This window comes from Novosphingobium sp. Chol11, assembly GCF_900218065.1.
GTDB classification, from domain to species: domain Bacteria; phylum Pseudomonadota; class Alphaproteobacteria; order Sphingomonadales; family Sphingomonadaceae; genus Sphingobium; species Sphingobium agri.
In genome coordinates this window covers 520250-530499 of record NZ_OBMU01000001.1, presented here as the reverse complement: position 1 = coordinate 530499, position 10250 = coordinate 520250, and the positions used below count along the sequence as shown (strand labels likewise).

At 62.7% G+C, this 10250-nt stretch carries 15 protein-coding genes; 7 read left to right on the top strand and 8 right to left on the bottom strand.

Going from position 1 to position 10250, the window contains the following annotated elements; translation table 11 throughout:
* Window positions 1-119 precede the first annotated feature (119 nt).
* Window positions 120-1250, bottom strand: a complete 1131-nt coding sequence (locus NCHOL11_RS02600; RefSeq protein ID WP_097090939.1) for a M14 family metallopeptidase — start codon at window positions 1248-1250, stop codon at window positions 120-122.
* Window positions 1247-1843, bottom strand: coding sequence for a hypothetical protein (locus NCHOL11_RS02595; RefSeq protein WP_097090938.1), 597 nt, complete (start codon window positions 1841-1843; stop codon window positions 1247-1249). Before NCHOL11_RS02595 ends, NCHOL11_RS02600 begins: the two co-directional genes overlap by 4 nt.
* A gap of 200 nt (window positions 1844-2043) precedes the next feature.
* On the opposite strand from NCHOL11_RS02595, the gene ykgO reads away from it, so the two are divergent.
* Together ykgO and NCHOL11_RS02585 are read left to right on the top strand one after the other, a co-directional pair.
* Window positions 2044-2169, top strand: coding sequence for a type B 50S ribosomal protein L36 (gene ykgO / locus NCHOL11_RS02590; RefSeq protein ID WP_004210176.1), 126 nt, complete (start codon window positions 2044-2046; stop codon window positions 2167-2169).
* Window positions 2170-2220: 51 nt separating this feature from the next.
* Entirely contained in the window at window positions 2221-2862 is a 642-nt protein-coding gene (locus NCHOL11_RS02585) for an HAD family hydrolase (protein ID WP_097090937.1), read from the top strand.
* Here the strand turns inward: NCHOL11_RS02585 and pyk are convergent.
* The gene (pyk, locus tag NCHOL11_RS02580) at window positions 2846-4297 is read right to left on the bottom strand and encodes a pyruvate kinase (RefSeq protein ID WP_097090936.1); all 1452 of its coding nucleotides are present in this window, start codon (window positions 4295-4297) and stop codon (window positions 2846-2848) included. The two genes, NCHOL11_RS02585 and pyk, sit on opposite strands and share 17 nt — an antisense overlap.
* Window positions 4298-4416: 119 nt before the next feature.
* On the opposite strand from pyk, the gene NCHOL11_RS02575 reads away from it, so the two are divergent.
* From NCHOL11_RS02575 to ruvC, 5 genes are all read left to right on the top strand, one after another.
* A complete protein-coding gene (locus NCHOL11_RS02575) occupies window positions 4417-4704 on the top strand; it encodes a DUF1244 domain-containing protein (RefSeq protein WP_441339485.1) in 288 nt (95 codons plus the stop codon).
* 45 nt (window positions 4705-4749) lie between these two features.
* Complete coding sequence (locus tag NCHOL11_RS02570; RefSeq protein ID WP_097090934.1) at window positions 4750-4992, top strand: DUF2312 domain-containing protein; 243 nt, start codon at window positions 4750-4752, stop codon at window positions 4990-4992.
* A 94-nt stretch (window positions 4993-5086) separates the two neighbouring features.
* The gene (locus tag NCHOL11_RS02565) at window positions 5087-5413 is read left to right on the top strand and encodes a heavy metal-binding domain-containing protein (protein WP_174525906.1); all 327 of its coding nucleotides are present in this window, start codon (window positions 5087-5089) and stop codon (window positions 5411-5413) included.
* A gap of 66 nt (window positions 5414-5479) precedes the next feature.
* A complete protein-coding gene (locus NCHOL11_RS02560; RefSeq protein WP_097090933.1) occupies window positions 5480-6223 on the top strand; it encodes a YebC/PmpR family DNA-binding transcriptional regulator in 744 nt (247 codons plus the stop codon).
* A gap of 85 nt (window positions 6224-6308) precedes the next feature.
* The gene (gene ruvC / locus NCHOL11_RS02555) at window positions 6309-6800 is read left to right on the top strand and encodes a crossover junction endodeoxyribonuclease RuvC (protein WP_097090932.1); all 492 of its coding nucleotides are present in this window, start codon (window positions 6309-6311) and stop codon (window positions 6798-6800) included.
* 41 nt (window positions 6801-6841) lie between these two features.
* On the opposite strand, the gene NCHOL11_RS02550 is transcribed toward ruvC, so the two are convergent.
* From NCHOL11_RS02550 to NCHOL11_RS02530, 5 genes are all read right to left on the bottom strand, one after another.
* Entirely contained in the window at window positions 6842-7120 is a 279-nt protein-coding gene (locus tag NCHOL11_RS02550; protein WP_097090931.1) for a DUF2218 domain-containing protein, read from the bottom strand.
* 3 nt (window positions 7121-7123) lie between these two features.
* Window positions 7124-7759 carry a PadR family transcriptional regulator gene (locus NCHOL11_RS02545; protein ID WP_255254686.1) on the bottom strand — a complete coding sequence of 212 codons (636 nt, stop codon included), beginning with the start codon at window positions 7757-7759 and terminating at the stop codon, window positions 7124-7126.
* 141 nt (window positions 7760-7900) lie between these two features.
* Entirely contained in the window at window positions 7901-8455 is a 555-nt protein-coding gene (gene grpE, locus NCHOL11_RS02540; RefSeq protein WP_097090929.1) for a nucleotide exchange factor GrpE, read from the bottom strand.
* Window positions 8452-9495: a heat-inducible transcriptional repressor HrcA gene (hrcA, locus tag NCHOL11_RS02535; RefSeq protein ID WP_097090928.1), complete on the bottom strand. Its 1044-nt coding sequence runs from the start codon at window positions 9493-9495 to the stop codon at window positions 8452-8454. Before hrcA ends, grpE begins: the two co-directional genes overlap by 4 nt.
* A 58-nt stretch (window positions 9496-9553) precedes the next feature.
* Window positions 9554-10063: a DUF6438 domain-containing protein gene (locus NCHOL11_RS02530; RefSeq protein ID WP_097090927.1), complete on the bottom strand. Its 510-nt coding sequence runs from the start codon at window positions 10061-10063 to the stop codon at window positions 9554-9556.
* Window positions 10064-10250 lie beyond the last annotated feature (187 nt).

The following is a 10250-nucleotide window of genomic DNA, read 5'->3' as shown; positions in this document are numbered from 1 at the left end:
GGTTTTGAAGCAGATAGAATCATCTGCCGACTCGGAAAACGCGGCAAAACAGAGACCTAGAGCAGACGAGCCGATGCAATCGGATCGGATTCTGCTCTAGGACGCCCGCCCGGCGCGCCTCAAAGCTCCCCGATCATCTCCGCCAGCACCGCCAGGCAGTCCTTGGCCAGCTGCTTTGACCGCGCGGGGGACCAGCCAAATTCCGGATCGGGCAGATCGTCATTGTCCTTGAACGGCATTTCCAGCGTCATCGCGACCGCGCCGAAACGCTCAGCGACCTGATTGGTGGACATGGTCAGATTGCCCTTGCCCGGCGCCGATGAAGGATAGCCACGCGCCGTCTGGAAATCGGGCGTTCGGGCGGCGAGCGTGTCGCGGAACCGATTATAGAGCATAAGCTGCCGCTCGCTGAGCGACGGGATGCCTTCGAATCCCGCCAGAAACACGGCGGCAATGGCTTCATCGCCATGCACGTCCATCGCGAAATCTACGCCGGTCCGGTCCATCTCCTGCCGGACAAGAAAGACCTCCGGACTGCGCTCCATCGATGGCTCATGCCATTCGCGATTGAGGTTCACGCCCGCCGCATTGGTCCGTAGATGCCCCCGGCGGCTGCCGTCAGGATTCATGTTGGGCATGATATGGAATGTCGCCCGCGCCCGGAGCAATCTGGCGACGGCGTCTTCCTCGTCGCAAAGCCGCTCAAGCGCGCCCTCCATCCACCACTCCGCCATCGTCTCGCCCGGATGTTGGCGGGCATAGAGCCAGACCTGCTTGGGCCCATCGCCCAGCGTCAGCAGGTCAAGCGGCTGCTTGTCGAGCGTCAAGCCCAATTCCCGATGCTCGACCTCAGGCTGGCAGGCAGCCCAGGCGATCAGGTCATGATGCCGCTCCATCGAATAGGGCGCGAAATAGGCGACCCACAGCGCGTTGCGATCCGGCGAGAGGTTGATCGTGAGCACCCCGTCGGCATAGCTTGTATCCGCCTGCGTCCAGACCTCCCGATCCTCGCTGATGCGCGCCTTGTAGCCGGGCCAGCCATCCGGATAGGCGGACGTTCCGCCATTGACGATCGCCAGCTCCACCTCGCGCCCGGCAACGCCCGCGATGCGGAAGTGGAACCATTGGTAGAAGTCGCTCTGCCTGTCCTTGACGATTTCCAGTTCGGCCCGGACCCTGTCGCCGGTATCGACGATGGAGAGGACACGAATATTGCCGCTGTCGAAGGCATTGCTGATCGAGATGGTCATTTGACGGTTATAGTGCGCCCCGATTCCCCCGGATAGCCCCCGATCAACGCATTGGCGAGCTTTTGCGCGGCTATGCCGGGCTGCGCGGCGGGCGTGCCTTCCCGCGCCTGGGTGAAGGCGCGCCCCTCCCAAATCGTGGTCGAATCGGATCGCCTGCGGATTTGCACCTGCAACTCCGTCGTCACCACATCCTTGGGCCGTCCGGACAGGTTGATGCCGATGCCGACACCCAGTCCCGAATAGCCGCCGCTGCCGACCCCGCCGCCCACGCCGACGCTGACCGGCCTGCCGTCATTGCCGTAGCCAGCGGGCCGGAACGAGCGCCGGAAGCCGACCGACGCGACATATTCACTGCGCGTACCGGCAGGCACGGCGCTGAAGCCCGCACGCTGCAATTCCTGCTCCACTGCCGCCGCATAGGTGCGAAATTCCAACCCGGCGTCAGGATTTGCGGGCATTTCCTCTACCGCCACCGTACCGCTTCGCGCCGGATTGCCGACATGGAAGCGTGTCACTTCGACCGGCGGCACAGCCGTCGCGCATCCGGCGAGCGAGAGGGCGAGAAATGAGGGCAGGATCATCTGCTTCATCATGCTAATCTCCGACAAAGATGCGGTGGTCCATAGAGAATGCAGCACCGTGCTTACCATCAACGCGTGAAGCCATGTCTTTGCTGCACATGGCGTGAACAGGTCAAAAGTAGCGCTGGCCGCCCTTGACTTTCAGCCGCCCCACCCATAGGGGCTGCGCTTCGATTTTCCGATCACGCAAGATTCTTAAAAGGCTGGCTTCCATGAAGATCCGCAACTCGCTCAAGTCGCTCAAGGGCCGTCACCGGGACAACCGCGTGATCCGCCGTCGCGGCCGCACCTATGTCATCAACAAGACCAATCGCCGCTTCAAGGCCCGCCAGGGTTAATCAAAGCATCGCGAGGAAAAGTGGGAACCGGTTTTCCGCTTAAGCGATGCGATGGTTAAAGCGTGCGAGCCGATCTCCGCCGTCATCTTCGACGTCGGACAGGTTCTGTACCATTGGGAGCCCCGGCTCCTCTACGAGCGCCTGATCGACGATGATCGGGCGCTCGACGCGTTTCTGCGCGACATCGTGTCGATGGAGTGGCATTTCCAGCATGACATTGGCCGCCCCTTTGCGGAAACCAGCGCCGAACTGATCGCTCGCCATCCTGAGCATGAGGCGCTGATCCGCATCTGGGGTGAGCGTTTCATCGACAGCGTTCAGCCGGCCGTTGCTGGCATGGCGCAACTGGTCGGCGAGCTGCACGAACAAGGCATCGCTCTATACGGCCTCACCAATTTCAGCGCGGAATTCTGGGAGCCGTTCCACGCGCGGGAGGCGGAATTCTTCGCGCATTTCCGTGACATTCTGGTGTCCGGGACCGAAGGGCTGGTGAAGCCTGACCCTGCCATATACAGGCTGGCGCTCAGCCGATTTGGCCTAAGCGCCGGGGAAACATTCTTCATCGACGATCGCGAAGAAAATGTCGCGGCGGCGCAGGCGTTGGGCATTCGCAGCCACCTGTTCCAGGACGCACCGACCTTGCGCCGCGCCCTTGTGGCCCACCGCCTGCTGGACGCTATTCCCGCCCTCTAAGCTCGTCACCCCGAATCGTTGCGACATGCAGCACGTTCGTCGATCCCGGCGTGCCGAACGGTACGCCCGCCAGCACGACGATCTTGCCGCCCTTCTGCGTCATGTCGTGCCGCAACGCCATGCGCCGAGCCTTGCCCACCATCTCCTCGAAATTGCCGATATCCTTGGTGCGCACCGCATGCACGCCCCAGGTGAGGCCGAGCTTGCGCGCCGTATCGAGCCGCGGCGTCAGCGCCAGGATCGGCGTCAATGGCCGTTCACGCGCCACCCGGCGCACCGTGCTGCCCGACAAGGTGAAGCATGTGATCGCGCTCGCCCCCACGACCGAGACGATGCTCCCCGCCCCTTCGGCCAGCGCGTCTGCGGTGGTGGCGTCGGGCTTGGTTTCGGTAAAGTGCAGCCGCGCAAAATAGCCCGGGTCGCGCTCGACGCTGTGCGCGATGCTGTCCATCATCGCCACCGCCTCTTCCGGCCAGTCGCCCGCCGCCGTTTCCGCCGACAGCATGATGGCGTCGGCACCGTCATAGACGGCGGTGGCAACATCCGACACTTCGGCGCGGGTTGGCGTAGGCGCCTTGATCATCGATTCGAGCATCTGCGTCGCGACCACGACCGGCCGCCCCATGCGCCGCGCCGTCGCCACGATCTGCTTTTGCAGCGGCGGCACGGCCTGGGGCGGCAGTTCGACGCCCAGATCGCCCCGCGCGACCATCACGCCATCGGCGAGTTCCAATATCTCCTCCAGGCGCTGGACCGCCGCAGGCTTCTCGATCTTCGCCATCAACGCGCCGTGCCCGCCCATCAGCTTGCGCGCTTCCGCAAGGTCCTCCGGGCGCTGCACGAAGCTCAATGCAATCCAGTCGCAACCCTGCTCCACAGCAAAGCTGAGGTCGCGCCGGTCCTTCTCAGTCAAGGCCGGGACGGGCACGACGACGTCCGGAACGTTCACGCCCTTGCGGTTGGAAAGGGTGCCGCCCACTTCAACGACCGTGTCGATCCGCTCGTCGGATACTTTCTTCACCCGCAGCACCAGCTTGCCATCATCGAGCAGCAGCCGGGTTTCAGGCACCAGCGCCGCGTAGATTTCCGGATGCGGCAAGTTCACGCGCCGCGCATCGCCCGGCTTTTCATCACGGTCGAGTATGAAGGGCGCGCCTACCTCCAAAACAGCCAGACCGCTCTTGAAGGTGCCTACCCGCAGCTTGGGTCCCTGCAGGTCGCCCAAGATGGTGGTCGGCCGCCCAAATTCCTTTTCAAGGTTGCGGATGATAGCGATGCGGGCCGCATGATCCTCATGCGCGCCATGGCTCATGTTGATGCGGAAAGCGTCTGCCCCGGCAACAAACAGCGCGCGGATCACCTCCGGCGTGTCGCTCGCGGGTCCAAGGGTCGCGAGGATACGGACCTTGCGCGAACGGGGCGGCAGTTTCGTCATTCCCAAAAAGCTCCTGGCAGTGATGGTCAGCCCTCGGCTTGCCAGGGCGCCGTTTTCGATTATCCCTACTGCACGACAGGATGATGTAGATCAGCGAAAGGATCGCCGTGGCCGACAATATGCTCAACGACGCGGTGGCTGCAACCGCCTTCCGCCGCCTGATCGCGCATTTGCAGCACAGGACCGACGTTCAGAACATTGATTTGATGGGGACGGCAGGCTTCTGCCGCAACTGCCTTGCCGACTGGATCGCCGAAGCGGACGGCAATCTCGGCAAGGAGCAAGCGCGCGAAATCATCCACGGCATGCCCTTTTCCGAATGGAAACAGCGCCACCAGAGCGAGGCGACGCCGGAACAGATTGCAAAGATGCAGGAGAGTGTGGCGAAGAACGCCGACAATCATTAGGAGCGTGCCCCAACCCGATTCACATTCTACCGGAGACATATTCATATGAGCGAGGGCAACGTCGCCGCCGATCAGCTACGCCTTCTTATCGAACGCATCGAGCGTCTGGAGGAGGAGAAGAAGGGCATCGGCGACGATATCAAGGACGTCTATCTGGAGGCGAAGGCCAACGGCTATGACCCCAAGATCATGCGCCAGATCGTCCGCCTGCGCAAAATGCCGCAGCATGACCGGCAGGAAATGGAAGCGATACTCCAGACCTATCTATCTGCCCTGGGCATGGAATAAACTGCTGATCCTCCGTTCGCGCTGAGCTTGTCGAAGCGCCTCTCTTTCTTCAAGACAGGCGCTTCGACCAATCAACGGGAGCAGGAGGCACATCATGTCCGAGATCATCGTCAGCACCACCAGTCGTCTGGAAGGGCGTCCGGCGAAAGAGTATCTCGGCATCGTCACCGGAGAAGTGATCGTGGGCGCCAATCTTTTCCGCGACCTGTTCGCCAGCGTGCGCGACATCGTCGGCGGGCGTTCGGGCGCTTATGAGGATGTGCTCCAGCGGGCGCGTGAACAGGCCATCGGGGAAATGCGGATGCGGGCGGCGACGCTGGGCGCGAATGCGGTCGTCGGCGTCGACCTCGACTATGAAGTGCTGGGCTCCAACGGGTCGATGCTGATGGTGTCGGCATCAGGCACCGCGATCCTCGTCTAGTTGCGCTCGGGCAGGACGCCCGCTAGAGAGCGCGCTTCGGATCACAGACAAGTTTAGGAGCAGGCCGTGGCCGGCCATAGCAAATTCAAGAACATCATGCATCGCAAGGGCGCGCAGGACAAAAAGCGCTCCTCGATGTTCTCCAAGCTCAGCCGCGAAATCACCGTGGCCGCGAAGATGGGCATGCCCGACCCGGACATGAACCCCCGCCTCCGCCTCGCCGTCAACGCGGCCAAGGCGCAGTCCATGCCCAAGGACAATATCCAGCGCGCGATCGACAAGGCGATCGGCGGCGACATGGAGAATTATGAAGAGATCCGCTACGAGGGCTATGGCCCCGGCGGCGTGGCCATCATCGTCGAGGCGCTGACCGACAACCGCAACCGTACGGCGACCAATGTCCGCACCGCCTTCTCGAAGAATGGCGGCAACCTCGGCGCGTCGGGCGCGGTCAGCCATGGCTTCGACCGCATGGGCCTCATCACCTATCCCGCCAGCGCGGGCGACGCCGATGCCATCTTCGAAGCCGCGCTAGAAGCAGGCGCGGATGACGTGTCGTCCAACGAAGATGAGCATGAAATCTGGACCGCCATGGACGCACTGCACGAAGTCGCCAAGGCGCTCGAAGCCAAGCTCGGTCCCGCAGAAGGCGCAAAGCTCGCCTGGAAGCCGCAGACCACCGTCGAAGTCGACGAGAGCAACGCCGCCACGCTCATTAAGCTGGTCGACACGCTGGAAGATGATGACGACGTCCAGACCGTCTGGGGCAATTATGAAGTGTCCGACGAGGTGATGGAGAAGCTGGGTTAGTGCAGGCCGATGAGCCGCTCCATTCCGGTCCAAGCAAGGCAAGTGACTTGTTCGAAGGGTTGGGGTGCGGTTTGAGCGCCATCCCATGATCATCCTGGGACTCGACCCCGGCCTTGGCACCACCGGCTGGGGCCTGATCGCCGCCGCTGGCAACCGCCTCACCCACATCGCCAACGGGCAGATCAAGACCGACGCGGAGATGGCGCTGGCGACGCGGTTGCTGGCGCTTGATCTTGCGCTAACGGACCTCATCCTCGAACATCAGCCCAATGGCGCTGCGGTCGAGGAGGTGTTCGTCAATGTGAACCCGCAATCGACGCTGAAGCTGGGCCAGGCGCGCGGAGTCGTGCTGTTGGCGGCATCGCGGTCGGGCATGGAAGTGGGCGAATATGCCGCCCGACTCGTCAAGAAATCGGTAGTCGGCGTCGGCAACGCGTCCAAGGAGCAGGTTCACGCCATGGTTTCACGGCTTCTGCCGGGCGCGAAGATAGCGGGACCGGACGCTTCGGACGCGCTCGCCGTCGCTATAACGCACGCCCATCATCTCGCCAGCGCCCGCCGTATTCCACGCGGTTGAGTGAACAAGATCCGCCGTCAGACTGAAAATAACTGACGCCGTTAATGCCAGTCGAAGCTCAGCGGCGCTTCCCGAAAGGCGAAGCGGTCAAGATGCTCGGCCACGACCTGCTTGAAACGGTCGACGTCAGCGTCCTCCGTGGGTTCGATGGTCACGGTCAGCGCCTCTTCACCAGCCGCCATGCGGATCGGGCCCATCGGAAAGGCGATCATGCCTCGATCGGCATCGAAGTCTGTTTTAAACTTGTGGCTCCAATGCTTGCAAAGCTGCTGGAGATAGCGGCTGCCGTTTTTTGTCGGCACATTGGCGGTCAGGGTCATGGGTCAGAGCCTTTCAATCTTGCTGGCCGCTTCGTCGATCAGTGCGGCGACGTCTAACATGGTTTGGGAATCGGCCCCTTCCCTTTCAAGCCGCCCGCGCACCGCCATGGAAAGGTTGTGCATCGCCCGGCGGATGGGGGCTCCATCGACGCGCTCCGCGCGCTGAGCAAGTGATGCCAGCCGCCCCAACGCCTCTTCGACGGCAGAGGCTTGTTCCGCCAGACGATCTGTCCCGGCTTCCGTGATCTCGAACAGCTTGCGGCCGGAACCGCCTGCCTGTTCAGCGATGAGCCCCATGTCGGCAAGTAAGGTCAGCGTCGGATAAACGACGCCGGGGCTTGGCGCATAGGCTTGACCGGACAGGCTTTCGATCTCCCGGATAAGGTCATAGCCATGGCGCGGCCCCTGCGCGATCAGCTTCAAGAGGATGAGTTGCAGCGCATCGTTGGTGAACAACCGCCTCCGCCCCCCACCGCCATGGCCCCCGCCCATCGGACCCCTGCCAGATCGGCCGCCCTGCCCATGAGCAGAACCGCCACCGAAGCCTCCTGGGCCGAAGAAATAGCCACGACCGTGCGGCAGGTGCCTGCCTTTGTGAGAATGATGATGATGCATATGCGTCTCTATTAACTGCTTCATGATGCATCTAGATATATCTTAAACCCGAGGCATCAAGAGGAGATATATCTTATCTGCCCCCCAATGATTTCTCCCGCGCGTACGAAAAAACCCGCCGGAACAAGCCCGACGGGTTTATCGCATTGTGATCAACAGGGCCGATCAATCGGGCTTTTTAGCGACACTCACCAAAGCCGGACGCAGCAGGCGATCGCGGATCGTATATCCAGCCTGCATTTCCACCAGTACGGTGCCAGGCTCGGCATCGTCGGATGGCACTTCCATCATCGCTTGGTGCTTGTTGGGATCGAGCGGCTGCCCAACGGACACCAGCTTTTCAATCCCGTTGCGGCCAAAGACGCTCTCCAGCTCACGGCCAGTCGCTTCGAGGCCAGCCACCAGCCCCTTGAACTTTTCATCCTCGCGAAGATCGGCCGGAATGGCCTGCAACGCGCGGCCGAGATTGTCCGCGACGGACAGCATGTCGCGCGCGAAGGACGTCGCCGCATAAGCGCGCGTGTCGGCCAGTTCCTTTTCCAACCGCCGCCGCACATTCTGCGTCTCGGCATGGGCGTACAGGGCATCCTGCTTCGCTGCCGCCAACTCGCCCTCCAGCGCTGCCAAACGTTCTGCCGCAGCATCCCCTGCGGGCGCCGCATCCTCGGGCAGTTCGTCAACGACTTCGGTATTTTCCATATTCAGCTTGTCTTCGCTCATCTCATCAATCTCGATAACGTCTGCGCGGTGAAGTCCACCATGGGGATCACCCGCGCATAGTTCAAGCGCGTCGGGCCGATCACGCCGACCACGCCAACGACACGGCCGTCAACGCCCCGGTAGGGCGCGGCTATGACCGAAGAACCGGACAGGGAAAAGAGCTTGTTTTCCGAGCCGATGAAGATTTTGGTCGCGCTGCCCGCCAGCGCGCTTTCCAACAGGCGCGAAATTTCCTGCTTGCCTTCAAGCTGCTCCAGCAACTGCCGCACGCGCTCCAGGTCAGCCGCCGTGCCGTCGTCCAGCAGGTGCGCCTGCCCCCGCACGATCAGCACCGGGCGATCATCGGCATCCTGCGACCAGACGGCGATGCCCCGCGCCACCAGTTCGCGAGCGGCTCCCTGCAACGCGGTCCGTTCGCCCTCCATTTCCCGCTGAAGAGCATCGCCCGCTTCCCGAAGCGTCATGCCGGAAAAGCGCGCCGACATGAAATTCGCCGCCTCGGCGAGCATGCCGGGCGTCACGCCCGCAGGCATGTCCAGCACGCGATTTTCGACCGAGCCATCCTGCCCGACCAACACCGCCAGCGCCTGCCGGTCATTCAGCGGAACAAAGCCGAATTGCCGCATCACTGGTTCCCGCTTGGGCACCATGACGATGCCCGCGCAAGCCGAAAGCCCCGATAACGCAGCGGTGGCGGCGGACAAGGCTTCCTCGATCGGGCCGCCTTCGGCCACGCCCGCCTCGATCGCGCGACGTTCCTCGGGCGACGGCTCGGCCGCCTGCATCATGCCGTCGACGAAGAGCCGCAAGCCGGTTTCGGTGGGCATCCGCCCAGCCGAGGTATGCGGGGCGGCCAGCAACCCCAACTCCTCCAGATCCTGCATCACGTTGCGGATGGACGCGGGCGACAGGCTGAGCGAGGCGATCTTGCTGATGGTACGCGAGCCCACAGGCAGGCCGGTGCCGAGATAACTCTCAACCACCAGGCGGAAAACGTCGCGCGCCCGCTCATTCAATTCGGTAACCGGTGTGACCGCCATGCGCCCCTATCTAGGGGAGCAACTGGCCGCACTCAAGCCGGGCCAGGGCTGATCGACCCTAGCGAACGGCGGAGGGCTTCACCATGGCGTCGATGTCGAGCATGCGGGGAATGGCGGCGATGGTTGCACGCAGCTTCCCATAATTGGGGTCCATGCACCCCGACTGGAACTCCAGCCGCGTGGCTGGCCGCTCCTCCCTTGTCCATTCGATGGTGTAGCCCGGCATGTCTGTCGCAAAGCGCGTGCAATTCTCGCCATGGGAAATGCGCTTTACCGTACCCGCTGGTGGCCGGAACTGCGCAAGCGCGGCACGGAAGCGGCGATATTGCGCGGGCGTGACGGTGAAACGCGTGGCGCCGGGGACGGTCGTGAACCGCTCGGGCTCCAGTAGCCCCGATCCGTCAGGCGTCACTTGCAGGCTGTAGCTCGGGCAGACGCCGAAGCAGGGCCCCGCCGAAAAACGGATCGTGTCACCGGCGGCCACAGGCTTCTCCAACTCGGGCCGCTCTGCCGCACAGCCCGCCGTCAGGGCCGCGCCCGCGAAAATCATCATCCAACGCAATTGCATGGGGTGCTTCCTAGCATTTTTCTGGCCGATCGCCACTGGCATGACGGCACGCCCCGCGCAGTTATTTCGTCATCGCATCGCTTTTTTCGAAAAACCGGTTCCCACTTTTTCGCGCGATGCTCGCAGTTATTTGAGTGCCGCATCGCTTTTTTGCGAAAAACCGGTTCCCACTTTTTCGCGCGATGCT

Bases quoted from the DNA above. Each gene is read 5' to 3' on its own strand.
- NCHOL11_RS02600 (WP_097090939.1), bottom strand. From the start codon at position 1,250: ATGACCATCTCGATCAGCAATGCCTTCGACAGCGGCAATATTCGTGTC.
- NCHOL11_RS02595 (WP_097090938.1), bottom strand. From the start codon at position 1,843: ATGATGAAGCAGATGATCCTGCCCTCATTTCTCGCCCTCTCGCTCGCC.
- ykgO (WP_004210176.1), top strand. From the start codon at position 2,044: ATGAAGATCCGCAACTCGCTCAAGTCGCTCAAGGGCCGTCACCGGGAC.
- NCHOL11_RS02585 (WP_097090937.1), top strand. From the start codon at position 2,221: ATGGTTAAAGCGTGCGAGCCGATCTCCGCCGTCATCTTCGACGTCGGA.
- pyk (WP_097090936.1), bottom strand. From the start codon at position 4,297: ATGACGAAACTGCCGCCCCGTTCGCGCAAGGTCCGTATCCTCGCGACC.
- NCHOL11_RS02575 (WP_441339485.1), top strand. From the start codon at position 4,417: ATGCTCAACGACGCGGTGGCTGCAACCGCCTTCCGCCGCCTGATCGCG.
- NCHOL11_RS02570 (WP_097090934.1), top strand. From the start codon at position 4,750: ATGAGCGAGGGCAACGTCGCCGCCGATCAGCTACGCCTTCTTATCGAA.
- NCHOL11_RS02565 (WP_174525906.1), top strand. From the start codon at position 5,087: ATGTCCGAGATCATCGTCAGCACCACCAGTCGTCTGGAAGGGCGTCCG.
- ruvC (WP_097090932.1), top strand. From the start codon at position 6,309: ATGATCATCCTGGGACTCGACCCCGGCCTTGGCACCACCGGCTGGGGC.
- NCHOL11_RS02550 (WP_097090931.1), bottom strand. From the start codon at position 7,120: ATGACCCTGACCGCCAATGTGCCGACAAAAAACGGCAGCCGCTATCTC.
- NCHOL11_RS02545 (WP_255254686.1), bottom strand. From the start codon at position 7,759: ATGAAGCAGTTAATAGAGACGCATATGCATCATCATCATTCTCACAAA.
- grpE (WP_097090929.1), bottom strand. From the start codon at position 8,455: ATGAGCGAAGACAAGCTGAATATGGAAAATACCGAAGTCGTTGACGAA.
- hrcA (WP_097090928.1), bottom strand. From the start codon at position 9,495: ATGGCGGTCACACCGGTTACCGAATTGAATGAGCGGGCGCGCGACGTT.
- NCHOL11_RS02530 (WP_097090927.1), bottom strand. From the start codon at position 10,063: ATGCAATTGCGTTGGATGATGATTTTCGCGGGCGCGGCCCTGACGGCG.